Source organism: Amycolatopsis sp. NPDC059027 (genome assembly GCF_042739735.1).
Taxonomy (GTDB): Bacteria; Actinomycetota; Actinomycetes; order Mycobacteriales; family Pseudonocardiaceae; genus Amycolatopsis.
Genome location: NZ_JBHYIK010000032.1, coordinates 1 through 16,930, shown reverse-complemented (window position 1 = coordinate 16,930; position 16,930 = coordinate 1). Strand labels below are relative to the sequence as shown.

The 16,930-nt window shown below is 69.9% G+C and carries 15 protein-coding genes and 1 tRNA gene; 2 read left to right on the top strand and 14 right to left on the bottom strand.

Features of this window, described 5'->3' with window-relative positions:
- Positions 1-85: 85 nt before the first annotated feature.
- The 7 genes from ACFWY9_RS22555 to ACFWY9_RS22525 form a co-directional block, all read right to left on the bottom strand.
- Entirely contained in the window at positions 86-1,747 is a 1,662-nt protein-coding gene (locus ACFWY9_RS22555) for an MDR family MFS transporter (protein ID WP_378327816.1), read from the bottom strand.
- A gap of 216 nt (positions 1,748-1,963) precedes the next feature.
- Positions 1,964-3,232, bottom strand: coding sequence for a serine hydroxymethyltransferase (gene glyA, locus ACFWY9_RS22550; RefSeq protein ID WP_378339834.1), 1,269 nt, complete (start codon positions 3,230-3,232; stop codon positions 1,964-1,966).
- 109 nt (positions 3,233-3,341) lie between these two features.
- Positions 3,342-3,758: a hypothetical protein gene (locus ACFWY9_RS22545; RefSeq protein WP_378327818.1), complete on the bottom strand. Its 417-nt coding sequence runs from the start codon at positions 3,756-3,758 to the stop codon at positions 3,342-3,344.
- A 1-nt stretch (position 3,759) separates the two neighbouring features.
- Positions 3,760-4,182, bottom strand: coding sequence for a 50S ribosomal protein L11 (gene rplK / locus ACFWY9_RS22540; protein WP_378327819.1), 423 nt, complete (start codon positions 4,180-4,182; stop codon positions 3,760-3,762).
- Between the two features lie 47 nt (positions 4,183-4,229).
- Positions 4,230-4,754: a gamma carbonic anhydrase family protein gene (locus ACFWY9_RS22535; RefSeq protein ID WP_378327820.1), complete on the bottom strand. Its 525-nt coding sequence runs from the start codon at positions 4,752-4,754 to the stop codon at positions 4,230-4,232.
- A 160-nt stretch (positions 4,755-4,914) separates the two neighbouring features.
- Entirely contained in the window at positions 4,915-6,141 is a 1,227-nt protein-coding gene (locus ACFWY9_RS22530) for a M14 family metallopeptidase (RefSeq protein ID WP_378339877.1), read from the bottom strand.
- Positions 6,142-6,270: 129 nt separating this feature from the next.
- Entirely contained in the window at positions 6,271-6,858 is a 588-nt protein-coding gene (locus tag ACFWY9_RS22525; RefSeq protein WP_378327821.1) for a TetR/AcrR family transcriptional regulator, read from the bottom strand.
- 134 nt (positions 6,859-6,992) lie between these two features.
- Here ACFWY9_RS22525 and ACFWY9_RS22520 point away from each other — a divergent pair, with 134 nt between their 5' ends.
- Positions 6,993-7,451 carry a GreA/GreB family elongation factor gene (locus ACFWY9_RS22520; protein WP_378327822.1) on the top strand — a complete coding sequence of 153 codons (459 nt, stop codon included), beginning with the start codon at positions 6,993-6,995 and terminating at the stop codon, positions 7,449-7,451.
- Between the two features lie 19 nt (positions 7,452-7,470).
- On the opposite strand, the gene ACFWY9_RS22515 is transcribed toward ACFWY9_RS22520, so the two are convergent.
- Both ACFWY9_RS22515 and ACFWY9_RS22510 read right to left on the bottom strand, forming a co-directional pair.
- Positions 7,471-8,007, bottom strand: coding sequence for a class I SAM-dependent methyltransferase (locus tag ACFWY9_RS22515; RefSeq protein WP_378327823.1), 537 nt, complete (start codon positions 8,005-8,007; stop codon positions 7,471-7,473).
- Positions 8,008-8,177: 170 nt separating this feature from the next.
- A tRNA-Thr gene (locus tag ACFWY9_RS22510) sits at positions 8,178-8,254 on the bottom strand.
- Positions 8,255-8,391: 137 nt separating this feature from the next.
- On the opposite strand from ACFWY9_RS22510, the gene ACFWY9_RS22505 reads away from it, so the two are divergent.
- The gene (locus ACFWY9_RS22505) at positions 8,392-10,071 is read left to right on the top strand and encodes a hypothetical protein (protein WP_378339833.1); all 1,680 of its coding nucleotides are present in this window, start codon (positions 8,392-8,394) and stop codon (positions 10,069-10,071) included.
- Positions 10,072-10,154: 83 nt separating this feature from the next.
- On the opposite strand, the gene ACFWY9_RS22500 is transcribed toward ACFWY9_RS22505, so the two are convergent.
- The 5 genes from ACFWY9_RS22500 to ACFWY9_RS22480 form a co-directional block, all read right to left on the bottom strand.
- On the bottom strand, positions 10,155-11,360 hold the full coding sequence (locus ACFWY9_RS22500) for a DNA polymerase III subunit delta' (protein ID WP_378339832.1): 1,206 nt from the start codon (positions 11,358-11,360) through the stop codon (positions 10,155-10,157).
- Complete coding sequence (locus ACFWY9_RS22495) at positions 11,357-13,468, bottom strand: bifunctional MFS transporter/dTMP kinase (RefSeq protein WP_378327826.1); 2,112 nt, start codon at positions 13,466-13,468, stop codon at positions 11,357-11,359. Before ACFWY9_RS22495 ends, ACFWY9_RS22500 begins: the two co-directional genes overlap by 4 nt.
- Before the next feature lie 138 nt (positions 13,469-13,606).
- Entirely contained in the window at positions 13,607-14,230 is a 624-nt protein-coding gene (locus ACFWY9_RS22490) for a hypothetical protein (RefSeq protein WP_378327827.1), read from the bottom strand.
- A gap of 293 nt (positions 14,231-14,523) precedes the next feature.
- Positions 14,524-15,309, bottom strand: a complete 786-nt coding sequence (locus ACFWY9_RS22485; RefSeq protein WP_378327828.1) for an ESX secretion-associated protein EspG — start codon at positions 15,307-15,309, stop codon at positions 14,524-14,526.
- Positions 15,302-16,093, bottom strand: a complete 792-nt coding sequence (locus ACFWY9_RS22480) for an ESX secretion-associated protein EspG (RefSeq protein WP_378327829.1) — start codon at positions 16,091-16,093, stop codon at positions 15,302-15,304. Before ACFWY9_RS22480 ends, ACFWY9_RS22485 begins: the two co-directional genes overlap by 8 nt.
- Positions 16,094-16,930: the final 837 nt, after the last annotated feature.

Sequence of the window (16,930 nt, the reverse complement as noted above, 5' to 3'; positions counted from 1 at the left end):
ACCCCCCCCCACCCCCCCCAGGCCCCCTCCCGGGCGACCCACCCCCATAAGGTGGCCTTGACGGCATTTTCAGCGTGTCAGCGGATCAGTGCGCCATCGCCAGCGCGGGGGTCGCGGCTTCCGCCTCGGCGTCGGCACGCTGCTCCATCGCCGACTTGTCCGAGAGCGGCTTCTCCTTGAGCAGCCACACCAGCGCGAAGCCGACCGTCAGCACGATCCCGCCGACGACGAACACCGTGCTCATCGAGCTCGCGAACCCGTCGAGGATCGGCCGCGCCAGCACCGGGTCCAAAGTGGACAGGAACGACGTGTCGTTGATGTCCACCCCGCCACCGGACATCCGCTGCGCGAACTCCGGGTGCCGCGCCAGCGCCGCCGCGTAGGCGGGCGAGGCCATCGCCGAGCGCACCGCCGCCGCGATCCGGTCGCCGACCGTGGCGAACAGGATCGACATGAACACCGCGGTGCCCGCCGTGCCGCCGATCTGCCGGAAGAACGTCGCCGACGAGGTCGCGACGCCGATGTCGGACGGCGGCACGTCGTTGGTCGCGGCGAGCTGCAGCGTCTGCATCGAGGCGCCCAGTCCCAGCCCGATCGCGAACGCGACGGCCATGACCACCGCCATCGGCGTGTCCACCCCGATCGTCGCCAGCGCGAACACCGACGCCGCCATCACCCCGAGCCCGGCCACCGCGAACGCCTTGTACCGCCCGGTCCGCCCGATCACCGAACCGCTCACCATGCTCGCGACCATGATCCCGAGCGTCAGCGGCAGCATCTGCAGGCCCGCCTGTGTCGGCGTCGCGCCCTTCACGATCTGCAGGTACAGCGGGAGCGACATCATCGCGCCGAACATCCCGACGCCCTGGATCACCGTGACCAGCGTGGCGACCCGGAACACCGGCCGCGAGAACAACCGCAGCGGCAGCAACGCGGCGTCGCCCATCCGGCGTTCCTGCCAGACGAACGCGGCCACGCCCAGCGCGCCGACGACGTACATCGCGATCGACGCCGGGGAGCCCCAGCCCCACTCGCGGCCCTGCTCGGCCACGAGCAGCAGCGGCACCATGCCGACGATCATCGTCACCGCGCCCCAGTAGTCGATCCGCTGCTCGACGCGGGTGTGCGGCACGTTCAGCACCTTGCTGACCACGACCAGCGCGGCCAGCGCGATCGGCACGTTCACCAGGAACACCCAGCGCCAGCCGGTGATCCCCGCGAAGGAGTCGAGACCGGCGAAGAACCCGCCGACGACCGGACCCGCGACGCTCGAAACGCCGAAGACCGCCATGAAGTAACCCTGGTAGCGACTGCGCTCCCGCGGCGACGTGATGTCGGTGATGATCGCCAGTGCCAGCGACATCAGGCCACCGGCACCGAGCCCCTGGAACGCACGGAACGCGGCCAGCTCGTACATCGAGCCCGCCATCCCGCTGGCCAGTGAGCCGGCGAGGAACAGCGAAATCGCTGTGAGATACATGGGTTTCCGGCCGTAGAGGTCGGAAAGCTTGCCGTACAGCGGCGTCGAAAGCGTCGCCGTGATCAGGTACGCGGTGGTAGCCCAGGCCTGGAGGCTCTGGCCGTGCAGCTCGTCGGCGATCGTCTTCATCGCCGACGACACGATCGTCTGGTCCAGCGCCGCCAGGAACATGCCGAGCATCAGCCCGGACAGCACCGTCAGGATCTGCCGGTGGGAGAGCTTGCCTTGCGTAGCGGTCTCTCCTTCCGCCGTGGATGTCGTGCTCATGGGATCTCCCTCAGTCTTCGGTAGTTGCTTGTACCCCTCAACTACTTGCCGAAGACAAGTGTTCCCCGAAAGCTTGTATTCAGCAATCAAATTTCCTGTGACGCTCGTCGCTCCGTGATGCGACGGCGTCGAGATCCTCCCCTGAAGCCGCTGAAGGCCACCTTGAGGGACTTGCGTTCCCTCAAGGTGGCCTTCAGAGACCTTGCGCCGGGTCGGTCAGGCGGAGTAGCCGGGGATCGGGAAGGGCGCCAGGAACTCCCTGATCTCGGCGGCGATGGTGTCCAAAGAGGACTCCTCCTGCGCGGCGGCCGCGGTCACCGTGCGGTCGATCCATTCGGCGACCTGGACCTGGTGCTCCGGCCTGAGCCCGCGCGTGGTGATCGCCGACGTGCCGAGCCGGATGCCCGACGGGTCGAACGGCTTGCGCGGGTCGAACGGCACCGTGTTGTAGTTCAGCTCGATGCCCGCGCGGTCCAGCGCCTGCGCGGCGGGCTTGCCGGGCACGGCCTTGTTCGTCAGGTCGATCAGCAGCAGGTGGTTGTCCGTGCCGCCGGAGACCAGGTCGTAGCCCTTCTCGAGCAACGCCGCCGCCAGCGCCTTGGCGTTCGCGACGATCGTGTGCGCGTACTCGCTGAACGAAGGCTGCTGGGCCTCACCGAGTGCGACCGCGATCGCGGCGGTGGTGTGGTTGTGCGGACCGCCCTGCAGACCGGGGAACACCGCCTTGTCGACGGCCTTCGCGTGCTCGGCGTCGGAGAGGATCATCGCGCCACGCGGGCCGCGCAGCGTCTTGTGCGTGGTCGTGGTGATGACCTGCGCGTGCCCGACCGGCGACGGGTGCGCGCCGCCCGCGACGAGCCCGGCGATGTGCGCGATGTCGGCGACGAGCACCGCGTCGACCTCGCGGGCGATCTCCGCGAACGCCGGGAAGTCGATCGTGCGCGGGATCGCCGTGCCACCGGCGAAGATCAGCTTCGGCCGGTGCTCGCGGGCCAGGTCGCGAACCTGGTCGAGGTCGACCCGGCCGGTCTCCTTGGCCACGCCGTACCGCACCGGGGTGAACCACTTGCCGGTCGCCGATACGCCCCAGCCATGGGTCAGGTGCCCGCCGTCCGGCAGCGCCATGCCGAGCACGGTGTCGCCAGGCTTGGCGAAGGCGAGGTACGCCGCGAGGTTCGCCGGGGAGCCGGAGTACGGCTGGACGTTCGCGTGGTCGGCCCCGAACACGGCCTTCGCACGCTCGATGGCCAGCGTCTCGACCTGGTCGATGAGCTGCTGACCTTCGTAGTACCGCTTGCCCGCGTACCCCTCGGAGTACTTGTTGGTGAGCACGGTGCCGGTCGCCTCGAGGACGGCCTGCGACACGTAGTTCTCCGACGCGATGAGCCGGATCTTGTCGTGCTGGCGCTTCGCCTCGTCCTCCACGAGCCCGGCGATCTGCGGGTCCGCGGCGGCGAGCGCGGAAAGGGCTGGCTGATGCGTCAAGGGCCTTCTCCTGCCGTGACGGCCGGACCCAGGCGCGCGGTGCCGGCCTCGTCGTCGCTTCCCGGTGGTGCTCCACCTCGGTGGCGCCAGTCGCTGCTGCGTAGCCAGCCTAGTCCACCGCGATGGTGCGGGGCTCGGAGTGACAACGAAGCGGCGTACACCACTTTCGAGTACACCCGGACGTCCGATCGCAGAACGGCCGTCCGCAGGCTACGCAGCGTTTGACCCGTCGCCAGCCCCCGACTGTCACGAGCTCGGCGAGACCGGCCGCGCCCACGGCCGGCTCGCCGGCTTCCGCCCGCGACGTCACATACACGATGCGCCAGCCGTTCCCCGTGTCGACGAGCCGCGGCCGCGCACCGGTTTCGTCGAGAAGGTCGTTAAGAGCACGCGCCGCCGCGTGCTCGTCCGGGAGCAGCTCGACGACGGCGCGCAGCGCTGGATTCCCTTGTGCCAGCAGTCTTTCCGTGACGTCCAGCTCGGGATCCAGCGCCCGGAAGGGCGGCGCGACGCTGTGCTTGCGCACGTCACTCCACGATCGCGACGCCCATCGAGCGGGCCGTCCCGGCGACGGTCCGCATGGCCGCGTCGAGGTCGGCGGTGTTGAGGTCGGGCAGCTTGCGCTCGGCGATCTCGCGCAGCTGATCGCGGGTCAGCTTCCCGGCCGTCTCGTGACCCGGGCGCGCGGAACCCTTGTCACCCAAGGCTTTCCGGATCAGGAACGACGTCGGCGGCGTCTTGAGCCGCAGCTCGAAGGAACGGTCCTCGAACACCGACACGACGACCGGGACGACGTCGCCACGCTGGGCCGCGGTCGCCGCGTCGTAGGCCTTCTTGACCTCGACGAGGTTGACCCCGGTCTGCCCCAGCATCTTGCCGAGGTCGACGACCGGGGCGTTGCCCGCGTCGAGGTGCAGTGTGACCTGGTGGGTTTGCTTCTTCGGTGCCATACGGCGACGCTAAAGTCTCCACTTACCGGAGAGTCAAACCCGAAAACTCAGCCTTCGATCGGCTTGATCCCGGCCGCGTGCCGACGCGCGAGCTCGCGGTAGACCTCCGCGTTGTGGTCGACCCACAGCCTGGCGCTGTCGGTGAGCGGCACGAACTTCTTCGCCGGGCTGCCCATGGCGATGTGCTCGGCGGGCACGACGGTACCCGGCGTGACGGTGGCGCCCGCCGCGACCAGTGCCCGCTCGCCGATCTGCGCCTTGTCCAGCACGGTCGAGCCGTTGCCGATCAGGGCCTGTTCGCCGATCGTGCAGTCGTGGACGAGGCACTGGTGCCCGACGGTGACGTTCTTCCCGACCTCGCACACGCCGTCGTTGACGTGCAGGACCGAGTTGTCCTGAATGTTCGACCCCGCACGGATGACGATCTTCCCGAAGTCCGCGCGGATGACCGCGCCGTACCAGATCGAGACGTCCTTTTCGATGACGACGTCGCCGATCAGCGTCGCGGTGGGGGCGATCCACGCGTCCGGATGGATCTGCGGGCTGAGCCCCTCGAAGGAGAACAAAGGCATGCCCGCACCCTAACCTCGCCCCCGGGGTCCACCTGCCGTTAAGGCCACCTTACGGGCGTTGAATCCAACGCAGTCGCGCGCAGCGCGTCCGTTGAGGGCGGCGGCGGGGGCATGGATGGAGCCCGTAAGGTGGCCTTAACGGCATTTCAGGGGGAAGCGATCAGCCGGTGATCGCCGCGTTGATGATGATGTCGACCGCCTTGTCGTTGCGGGTGGTCTGCGGCACGATCGCCGAGTCGGGCGGGTAGAAGCCCGGGCTGCCACCCCGCGGGTACATCTCGAAGGTATAGCTCCAGATCTTGTTCGTCGCCCACATCCAGTCGTTCATCGAACCGTCGGTGATGTACAGCTGACTGGACTGCTCCGGGGTGTAACTGTTCGTCGCGGCCATCTGCCTGCCGAGGTTCTGGAACTTCGTCGCTTCGGCCTGGGTCATCCCCGGCCCGGTGGCGTCGTAGGTGTAGCCCCACGGCCAGAGCACCAGCTCGGAGTAGGTGTGGAAGTCGATGTGCGTCTTGATCCGCTGGACGCCGTTGACCTTGCGCGCGTTCACCCAGTTCGAGACGGCCTTGGTCTCCGGCGCGGAGAACGCCGCCGTGCCACGGTAGGTCTCACTGCTCGGCGAGCCGGACGAACCGCCGCAGCAGCCCCACTTGTAGCCCCAGTTGCGGTTGGTGTCGGTGCCGGGGCCCTGGCGGTTCTTGCGCCACGAGTGGAACCGGCCACCGGAGATGTCGTACTCCGAGCCGTCCGGGTTGATGTTCGGGATCACGAAGATCGCCGTGCTGTCGACCATCTTCTTGATCGCGGGATCGGTGGCGTATCCGGTGGTGAACCGCTGCACGATGCGCAGGCACATCTCGGTCGTCAGGTGTTCGCGGGCGTGCTGGTTGCAGGTGAACAGGACCTCGGGCTCGTTCTCGTCGGCCTCGACGTTCTTGCTGATCTTGAGCACGTTGAGGGTGCGGCCCTCGTACGAGGTGCCCGCGCTCGACAGCTTCGCGATCGCCGGGTAGTTCGCCTGCGCCTTCTGCAGCTCGGTCGTCACCTCGGCGTAGGTGTGGTAGCCGGTGTATCCGGGCGGGAACTCCGCGGGCGCGGCGCTCGTACTCGGTGCGCGGTCGACCAGTCCGCGCGGTTCGAGGGTGAACCCGAGCGCGCGCAGCTGGGCGGCTTCACCGGGGTTGGCGATGATCGTCGTCGTGGCACCGGACGTCCCGAGCACGTCGACCCCCGTGCGCGCGACCTCGGTGCGCAGCTGCGGGGTTCCGGTGCCGAGGACCTCGTAGATCTGCGGCCCGTCGGGCTGCCGCGCGGGTTCCGCCGCCGCCTGACTCGCGGCGAACCCACTGGCCAGCACCACCAGGGCGGACAACGCCGCCGCCACGCACCGTCTCTTGCGCTTGTTCGCAAGCATCACGCCTCCTGCTCTCTCGGCAGCCTTCGGCTTCGATCGACCTTGGCGGGCGCGGAGGCGGGAGAACAATCCGTAGCGGTACGGATCTAATGCGCGTTTCTAGCCGTAGTTCGCGAAACAGAGTGCCTCGATGTCGCCGCGCAGCGTGGCGTAGGACCGCGGCCGTACGCGCTGCTGGACGACGGCGCCGAGCAGGTAGGACAGCAGAGCGCGCGCACGGGCCCGCGGATCGTCGACGTCCAGCGGGGACAGCAGTTCGGCGAGCAGCTCGGTGATCGAGGTCAGCATCGCGTCGATCGCCTGCGGGTGCTGGGCGCGCCCGGCCGCGATCCAGTACTCGAACCACAGGAAGGCCGCGTTGGGCCGGTCGGCGAATTCGTCGAGGTAGGCCTCGGTGACCTTGAACAGCCGTTCGCGCGGATCGGTGTGCCGCTCGGCCACCGCACGCAGTCCCGCGGCGAAGGTGTTGATGTGCGCGGCCATCGCCCGGTCGATAAGGACGTCGATATCGGCGAAGTAATAGTGGATGGCGCTCTTCGTGAGCGGACCGGCCTCGGCGATGGCGCGGACCGTGCACCCGGCGAGACCGTCACGCGCGAGGACGACGCGGGCCGCCTCGACGATCTGCTGCTGCTTGTGGAGCTGGTTGGGCGACAGCTGTTCGCTGCGACCGGGGACGACACTCACGGTGATCCTCGTTACTAATTCCGGGACGCCAGGCCCAAAGTCTAGGGCAGACGTCCCAGTCGGCCCCGGAGGGTGACCGGGCTCTCGAAAAACCGGATTGGCCACCCCGGTCCAGACAGCGGACAATTCCCGGCATGGTGATCTCAGGGGACAAGGGGCTGAGTGCGGCGACCCGCCGCCAGCTGGAGAAGGAACTGGACAGCTTGCGTGCGCAACGAGCCGCGCTGTCGCCGCAGCCGGGTGAGCTCGAACGCACCGGTGACGCGGCGGACCAGGCGGACGTGATCGACCGCGCGGAGGCCGCTGCCCGGCTCGACCGCCAGATCGCCGACCTGAGCGCGAAGATGGAGCACGGCGCGGCCGACAGCTCGCTGGTGCCCGACGGCACCAAGGTGTCCCTGCGGTTCGACGACGGCGACGAGGAGACCCTCCAGGTCGTCACCGTGCCGGGCGACGACCCGGACGCGGTCACCTCCGACAGCCCGCTCGGGCTCGCGCTCGTCGGCGCCAAGGAGGGCGACAAGGTCACCTATCGCACCCCGCGCGGGGAGATCACCGTGACGGTGGTGAAGCTGACCCCGCCGCGGGACTGATCCGTCCTTTGTGGACATTTCAGGGCGACGCCGGGCGCGTGACGAGCGCGAACCCGGCGTCGCCCTGTTTCATCTCCGGCTCGGTGAACCCGTTGACGCCGAGCGCTCGCGTGATCGGCTCGACCACCTTGTGGCCGGTCGTGGGCCCCGACGCGCCGTAGCCGATGTACAGCGTTCCGCCGGGCGCCAGGACGTGCCGCAGCACCGCGAGTTCGGGCGCCGGGTCCCGGACCCAGAAGAGGTTCACGTCGATGGCGAACGCCGCGTCGTAACCACCGGACGGCAGATCGAGCCGCGGGAGTTCGCCGTGCCGCACTTCCAGCCGTCCGGCTTCGATGTGCTGACGGTTGCGCGCCGTCGTCCGGGCTGCCGCCGTCGCCGACCGGTCGATCGCCGTCAGCTTGCCGCCGTCCAGCCTGGCGCACACCAGCTCGGCGGCCGCGCCGGGGCCGCAGCCGATTTCGAGCAGCCGGGCGTCCGGCGCCGGATCGAGCAGCGCGACCGCCCACCGGACCCGATCCGGCACCGCGAACCGTCGACGCGCTTCGGCAGACATGTCGACAAAGTAGCCGAACCGCAGCCGCCGTCGAGCCGTTCAGCCGCCGTCACCGTCGCCCGTTCGCGTGATTCCGGCGGCCGCACCGGTTCGAGTGAAATTCACAGTTGAGCGAGTTCCCCGGAAACAGAGCAGGGACCCTCCGGAATCCGGAAAGTCCCTGGTCAGAGTGGAGCCGCCTGCGGGAATCGAACCCGCGACCTATTCATTACGAGTGAATCGCTCTGGCCGACTGAGCTAAGGCGGCAAGCACCGGACTGTCGCCCGGAGCCGAAAGCCAGTGTAGCGGAGCCCTCGCGCGTCACTTCCCCGGGGCGTCGTCGTTAGGGTCCTATGACGTCGATCTCACTCCCCGATCGACCTACCTCCTGGAGGACCTGGCACATGCGGCGAAGACTGCCCCGCTCGGTGGCCCTGCCGGCCGCCGCGGCGCTGCTCCTGCTGACCGCGGCTCCGGCGACGGCCCAGACGATCCCCACCACGCCGATCCCCGAACCGGCGAACCCGGGACAGCCGCCCGCGACCGCACCGATGGGGCCCCAGCCACTCGGCCATGCTGTCGGCGACGCGGGCTCGGCGCTCGGCGTGCTGCGGCTGCTGCCGAACGCGGTACCGACCAGTTCGATCATCCCCGGCTACGACAAGCAGTTGCCGAAGCAGTCGGCGCTCGAAGCGGGCATGGGCCTTTCGAGCGCGTCGGCGAACTCCGAGGCGTACCTGAGCTACGAGAAGGCGATCGCGCAGGCCTCGCCGTTCGGGCTGTCGGTGGGCGGCAACGCCCCGCAGACGCCGGGCAGCGTCGTGCAGACGGCGTTGCCGGACAACCCGCAGCCGATCAGCGGCGGCCTCAACGGCCCGCCCAACCCGCTGCTCAACGTCGGCCTGCTCAACGGCAGCGCGCACGCGCGCTGGAGCCCGACGCTCGGGCCGTGCGTCGACACGATCTCCGACGCCAGCACGTCGGTGGCGAGCCTGTCGCTGCTCAACGTCATCCCGTCGATGCCGAGCCTCGGGCTGGACAAGCTCAACGTCGACCCGAAGACCCTCGCCCAGGGCTTCGACCTGACCAAGGGGCTGCAGAGCCTCGGCGGTCTCCTGCAGGGCGGCGGGCAGACCGCCGCGAACGGCACCGGGTCACTGCTGAGCCTGCCGAACACGCTGTCCTCCCGCTCGCAGGTCAAGCTGGTCGACATCCCCGGCTCGAAGAACAAGGCCGTCCAGTCGATCTCCACACTGCAGGGCGCCGACATCGAGATCCTCAAGGGCACCCCGCTCGCGCTGAGCATCAAGGTGGCCAGCCAGCCGACGCTGAAGGTGACCTCCACCGGCGACGAGAAAACGTCCAAAGTGGAGTACACCGCGCCGGTGCTGACCATCGAGGCGGGCGGAAAGGTGCTCTACACGCTCGACGCGGCGCACCCGACCAAGGACATCCCGATCGGGCTGCCGCTGTCGGGGCTGAGCGACCAGTTCGGCAAGGTCAACGACATCCCCGTCGTCGGCGGGCTCGTCTCGACGATGACCAAGGGCCTCCAGCAGGTCGGCAACACCGCGGGCACCGTGCTCGACCTCGGCGTGCTGCGGCTGTCCATCGCCGGGCTCGACCAGAAGGGCGCGCAGCTGAACGACCCGTTCTCCGGCTACCAGCTCGGCGCCTCGGCCCGGATGTTCGACCTGCAGCTGTTGCCCACCAGCAAGTTCAAGGACCTGCTGCCCGGCGACGCGGCGAAGAACCTGCCGTCCTCGCTGGCTCAGGTCTCGCTGGGTGAGCAGATCGCACGGTCCTACGCGCCGACCGGTGGCGTGGTGTGCGGGACGACGACCCCGGCACCTCCGCCCGGTGGCGGCGAAGCGCCCAAGGGACCGGTGAAGAACCTGGCCTACACCGGCGCGTACGACACCGTGCCGATGTTCTGGACCGGAACCGCGATGCTGCTGCTCGGCGTGGTCATGGTGGCCGCGATGCCGAGCCGGCGCCGTCGCCCGGCCACGCTCACGCTGACCCCGGCGAAGGAACCGGAGACACCTGAGCCGTTCAAGCCGTCGCCGCGCCCTCGGGAGTAGGCGCCCGACGTCCATCCACAAAGGACGGCCCTTCATCCCGCCCGGGATGAAGGGCCGTCCTTTGTCCGGGGTGTCGCGGTGGCTCAGCCTTGGCGCAACGTGGTGACCATGGCCTCCACGGCGATCCGCGGCTTCACGTTGAGCCCGATGGCGTCACGGCATTCCAGAACGGCTTCGAGCCGTCGTAGCGCCGACTCGGGCCCCCAGGACGCCGCCGCCGTCGCGATCTGCTCGGCGTGGTCCGGGTGGTTGAGCGTCGCGCCCGCCCCGGTCGTCGTCACCAGGACGTCGCGGTAGAACGCGGCGAGGTCGACGAGCGCCAGATCCAGCGTGTCCCGCTGAGTACGGGTCGCCCGCGATTTCTGCTTCTTTTCCAACTGCTTCACCGCGGCCTCGGCGGCCCGCTTCGCACCGGCGACGCCCTTCCCGGTGCCGTCGCCGCCCATCGCCGTCCGCAGTTCGGCACGCTCGTTCTCGTCACGGGCCTTGCTCGCCTCGCCGGCGTCGGCCTCCGCGGCGCTGATGAGCTGATCGGCGCTGGTGAACACGTCCGACGGGCGGCGCAGCCCCAGCGGAATCCGCAGCACGGTGGCGCGGCGCTGCCGGGCGGCCTCGTCGGTGGCGAGCCGCCGCGCGCGGCCGACGTGTCCGCCGCACACCGACGCGGCCCACTGCGCGCGATCCGGCTCGACGCCGTCACGGTCGATCAGCACCTGGGCGATCGCGCTCGCGGGCGGCGTGCGCAGCGCCACCAGACGGCAGCGCGAACGGATCGTCACCGACACGTCCTCGGGATGGTCCGAGGGCGCGCAGAGCAGGAAAACCGTGCGCTCCGGCGGCTCCTCGACCGCCTTGAGCAACGCGTTCGACGCGCCTTCGGTGAGCCTGTCGGCGTCCTCGATGATCACGACCCGCCAGTTGCCCGTCGTCGGGCGACGGGCCGCGGCCTGAACGAGGGCGCGCATCTCGGCGACCGAGATCGACAGTCCTTCCGGCACGACCAGCCGGACGTCGCCGTGCGTGCCCGCCATGGTGGTGCGGCAGCCGGGGCATTCGCCGCAGCCGGTCCCGGTGCTGCACTGCAACGCCGCGGCGAACGTCCGCGCCGCCGTCGAGCGGCCGGAGCCGGGCGGACCGGTGAGCAGCCACGCGTGGGTCATCGCCGCCGGGGCGACGGGTTCGCCCGCGACGATCTTCGCCGCGGCCGCGGCGGCCGACGCGAGCGTCTCGGCGGCCGGTTCCTGGCCGACGAGCTGCCGCCAGACGCCGATCCGTACCTGCTCTGTCACTTCGCCTCCGCCGGAGCATCAACAGGTTCAGCCGGTGACTCGGGCGTCCCGGCAGGGGAAACGGCCTCGTCCACCGGAGCGAGGCCGGACAACCGGCCGACGAACACCGCGCGGACAGCCTCGCGGACCCGCTCGGCGACCTCTTCGTCGGTGCCGTCGGCCTCGACCACTACATAGCGATCCGGATCCGCGGCGGCCATCTCGGTGAGCAGGTGCTGGACCCGCCACTGGTCGTTCATCGCCTCGGAGCGATCACGCGGCTCCTCGCCGGGAGCGGCGTCGAGCAGGACCGTGAGGTCCGGCCGGAGCCGTCCGGTCGCCCAGTCCGCGAGCCCTTCCAGCTCGCCGCTGTCGAGACCCGCGACGGCGGAAAGGTGGGCGAGCGGCGAATCGACGAACCGCTCCATCACGACGACCGAACCGGCGTCGAGCGCGGGCCGGACGTGCCGCTCGACGATGTCGGCACGCACCGCCGCGGCGGCGAGCGCCTGCGCGCGGGCACCGGTCAGTGACGCGCTGGAGAGCAGCTTTTCCAGACGCTGGTTGTCGAGCGCGGGATCGGCGGCGAGCACGACGGGCCGGGTGCCCGTGCTCAGCCAGTCGGCGAGGCCGGAGGCCTGGCGCGCGGTGTTGATCGCCGTGGTGCCCTCGACCGCGACGAGGTAGCCGTTGACGCGGCGCGGGTTGCGGCGCAGCGCGTTGCGCAGGTCGCTCAGGATCGGTTCGGTGCGGCGGTCGTCCATCTGCCGGTAGGCGAAAACACCGGCCAGCACCGCGAGCACGGCCCCGCCGAGCAGGACCGGCCGGGTGCCGTCGATGGTGAGCGAACTGCCCCACACGTCGATCCGGCGGGGCTGGACGAGGCCGATCAGCAGTGGTGCGGTGATCGTCGCCCCGAACACCACGATCTTCAGCATCGACTGGTAGATCGCGTTGATCCGGCCGCGGATGGCGTCCTCGACGCGGGAGCCGATGATCGTCACGCCGGTGAGGAACGCGGCTCCGGCCGCGAGGCCGACCACGGCCACCGCGACCAGCGACACGGCCAGATGCGGGGACATCGCGACCACCGCCAGCGCCAGCCCGGCCGCCACGATCGAAATGCCGAACAGCCGGTCGTGCGCCAGCCGCCTGGCCAGCTTCGGCGCCACCGCCATCCCCGTCGCCAGCCCGAGGAAGACCGAGAGCACCAGCATGTTGAACGCGGCGTCGCCGGCGAGCAGGCTCGACGAGTACGGCTTCGCCGAGCCGATCACCGCGCCACCGGCCGCGAACGCGCCGAAGGCGCCCATCAGCAGACCGCGGACGAGCGGCGTGCTGCGGACGAACTTGACGCCGTCGCGCAGCATCGCGCCGATGCCGAGCTTCTCCTCGTCCGCCTTCTTGACCGTCGCCTTCGGCGCCTCGTGCACGTTGCGCAGCGACAGCTCGGGAATCCGGGTGGCGATCAGGATCGCGCTGGTCAGGTACAGCAGGCCGTTGATGACGACGACCATCTTCGCGATGTTGAGGTCGGCACTGCCGCCGGGGAAGAAGTGGAACGTCGTGTTGATGCCGGTGAGCACGGCGTTGGCACCGGCCGCGGTGATCACCGCGAGGCCGTAGGTCATCACCATGCCGAGCTGGTTGGCGGTCTCGACCTGGTCCGGGCGGCGCAGCAGGTTCGGCACCGCCGCGTCCTTCGACGGGATCCACATCATCGAGCAGCAGCCGACGAGGAAGTTGCCGACGAACAGCCACCACGGCGCGCCGACGAACGCGATGGACAGCAGGAAGCCGCAGCGTCCCAGATCGCACAGCACCATCACCTTGCGCCGGTCGAACCGGTCGGCGAGCAGGCCGCCGACCGGGGCGAACAGCAGCCCCGGCAGCAAGGCGGTGAGGACGACCGCGACGAACGCGAAGTTCTGCGCGGTGTAGTTGTCGAGCAGCTTCGTGGCCAGGCCGGTCAGCGCGAGGAGGTTCAGCCAGTCGGCGACGCTGCACAGGTACGTGACGCCCCAGAGGCGGCGGAACGGTTTGATCGCCAGTACCCGCCGGACCCGGTGGATCGTCGACGCATCGGCAGCCGACGATCCACCCGGGCCTGCCCCGGGTACTGATCGCATGCCCTCGCTGATGCTGCCCACCCCACTCGTCCCGACGGCGTCGGGCGACCCGGCAGGGTCCCCCGACCGTGCCGCCAGCGTAACCCTGGTAACAGGTGGGGCGCGGCGGCGGGCCGGTCCGAGCGGGCGGCGGACGCGTTAGTGGAACAGCCCCGTCACGCTGCTGACCAGGCTCGACACCATCTGGATGGCCACGATCCCGAACACGATCAACAACGCGACCGCCAGCATGACGCCCGCGGTGCTGGAGGAGGGCCGCCCGAAGCTGGGCATGCTGATCGACGGGAGCCCGCGCTTCTTCGGCGTGGCTGCCTCGATCTCCTCGTCGAGCTCGTCTTCGACGTCCGGGGCCGGGGCCGGTTTCGCTCGCCGCAGCAGCTGGGGCGGCCGGGCGGGCCAGGTGCGCTGCCGGGGCAGCACGCCGAGTGGTGGCGCCACCTGCTCGCCGACCGTTCCGCCGGTGCCCGCCGGGGGGATCGCTTCGGGCGCGTGGGGTGCGCCGCCCTGCTGCGTGTCCTCGCGGAGCGCTGCGTCCACCATCTGGCGCACCACTTCGGGATCGTGCTGCACCGGGCCCGGCACCACGACCCTCGGCACGCCGTTCCCCGCCCCGTTGCCAGTGCCCGCCGGGGGTACGTCCGCGGCGGTCACGAGCCCGGAAAGGGGATCGGCGAACGTATCGCCCTGCCCGCCGGACAACGTGCCGTCGCGCGCCGGGGGCTCCGGAGGGGTGAAGAAGGGCACCTCACCGCTATTGCTCATGGGGGACCACCTCACTGTGTGTGTCGCGGCGGAAGTGCCCACGTTCCGCATGAACAGTCACTAACCGTGAGCGCACCGAGACTCCGTTTCGCGACGACTCCACTGTCGAATGTCCTCGCCTTTCAGGGTAGCGACGTGGGCGTCGCGCGCATCCGCCCAATGGGCCAGATATCCGTCACGCCTTGCACACTGTCTGTCGCGTTCACAGGCAGTGTCCAGCCATCCGGAACTAAGGTCGACCTCTCTTCGTGACACATCGTAGTGATTCCGGTCACAACGCGGCTACGAGCCTGTCACGACGGCTCCACCGGCCCGGCGTCGACGACCTCGCGGAACCACCCGATGAGCATGTCCCTGCTGAACGGCGCGAGCACCAGCTGCCGCTGCCCGCCACCACGGTGGATGGCGCACAGGACGTGCCTGCCTACGTCCGTGTCGAGCAGGACGAACCCGTGCTCGGGGAACTCGGCGCAGAGCCCGCCGAAGGCGAACACGTCGAGCACCGCGGTGCCGCTGCGTGGCCGGGCCAGCAGCTCGCGCAACGCCCCGACCTCCTCGTGCTGACCGTGGATCAGGCCGTGTTCGTCGACCGAGAGCCAGATCTGCCGGAACTCCCCCTCCGGCGCGTCCGGCAACGATCCGACGACCAGCTCCGGCAGGCGGGCGTAGTCGTCGAGGTGGATGGCCGTGCGGTCGGGCAGGGAGGCCATCACCAGCGCGTGCTCACCGTCGGCGTAGCAGCGGATGTCCGCGGTCTCCGGCCCGTCCTCGAACACCCCGCTCACGGCGGCGCGCACGGAGCCGCGCAGGATCAGCGACACCACCTCGTACCCGACCTCGGTCAGCTCGCCGTCGTCACCGAAGGGCGTGCCCTCGAGCGCGGCCGCCCACGCCGCGTGCCGCTCGACCTCGGCGACCAGATCGGCCGGATCGTCGGACACCGTGCCGTGGACGCGGATCTCCTCGTCGGTCACCTCGGGGTTGTACAGCCGATCGACCGGATCGCGTTCCGGCATGGCTTCCAGCACCGGTGCGGCCGCCAGCTCGAGCAGCTCCAGCACCGCCGTCCGGTTAGGCATGGCTCTGCACCGCCTTGACGATCCACTGCTCGGCGGTGCTGCGGGTGGCGGGCCCCCAGGTGATCGTCCAGCGGCCGGACCGGCCGACGGCCGCGCTGAACTGGTACCGGCCGAGGTCGTTGTCCACCAGCCCGAACGCGCCGTGCGGATATTTGGCGAGAATGGCGTCCCGCACCGCGAGGTCGACCAGCACGGTACCCAGCCGCGGCCGGGCAACGCACTCGCGGATGACGGCCAGCTCCGGAGCGCATTCCGCAGGGATGAGCCCGCCCTCGTCGGTGTGGATGCGCACGGACGCACCGGGCCCCGGCGGCCGGTCCGGCAGGTCGTCGAACACCCAGCCGGGCAGCGAGCTGAGGAAACCCGAGCGCAACCGCGCTCGGTGCCCGAGTTTGTTCACCACCGTGGTGTAGTCCTCGTCGCCGAAGAAGCGGACCTCCCACGGCTCCCGCCGGGTGGGGAACACGCCGGTGACGACACCCCGGATGAACCCGCCGCGCAGCGCCCGATAGAGCCCGACGGCCTCAGGCGTGACCTCGCCGTCGGGCGCGAGCCCGATGGCGGACATGCCCGCGACGAACCGGGTGTACTGCTCGACCTCGTCGGCCAGGCTGAGGCCGGGCGGCGGTTCGGTGTCGGCGAGGACGGGTGGCACCTCGAACTGCGGGTCGTAGAACTCCATCACCGAAGGCCGCTCCGGCACCTCGGCGCGGAGCGGGGCGATGACTTCGTCGATGACGTCGAAGACGGCGAGTGCTGAGTTGCTCACCCATGCATTGAACACCCTGGCACCGACAATTTCTCGAACAAAGGTTCGAGTGGGTGACGGTATTCGGTGAGCGGTTCCGATGACGCTGCGAAGGGGTTCTCACCCCCTTCGCGGTGACGCTGCGGAGTCGCTTCGCACCCTGGGTATCTACGCCGTTCGGCCGCTTCGCAGCGCTTGACGGGGACAGGCCGATCGCTGTCCGTGGGGTGGGTTTCGGGCGCCGCGGGGACAGCCTTCGGTGCCACACGGCGCTAACGGCGGAGCAAGGGACCTTTGCTAGCGCTCTGCTGCCGAACAGACTGGGAGCGGGGTCCGCCCGACAGCTGCGCCCGCCTCGACCAACACGGGCATGTCCCGAACGACCCGTTCACGACGTCCAACGTCCGCTACGACGCGTTCACGACATCAGCAGCACCTGACCGCGCCGCCGGAACGGGAGCAAGGGACCTTTGCTAACGCTCGGGGCACCCGATCCCGCCGACGCGGCGCCGGTGTCCAGCCAGGCACTGTCGCTACGGGTTCCGGGGCCGTGGCTGCCGCCAGACGTGCTGAAGGGCGCCTTCAGTGCGTTGAGCGCAACGAAGGCGTCCTTCAGCACCGCCAGTGCACCGAAGGCGCCCTTCAACACACTGGCCCGGGGTGCGACAAGGGCGTCCCTGGGCGCGTTGGGTGCAACGGGGGCGTCCCTCGGTGCGGTGAACGCACCCAGGGCGTCCCTCGGTTCCGGCCCGGCGGGTGGAGCGGGGAGCGAGGGACCTTTGCTAGCGCTCGTGCCCCCGGCTCCCAGCGCGACCACCAAGCCCCGAAAAGCCGTGAAGGCCTCCTTACCGGCACTCACCGCCGGTAAGGAGG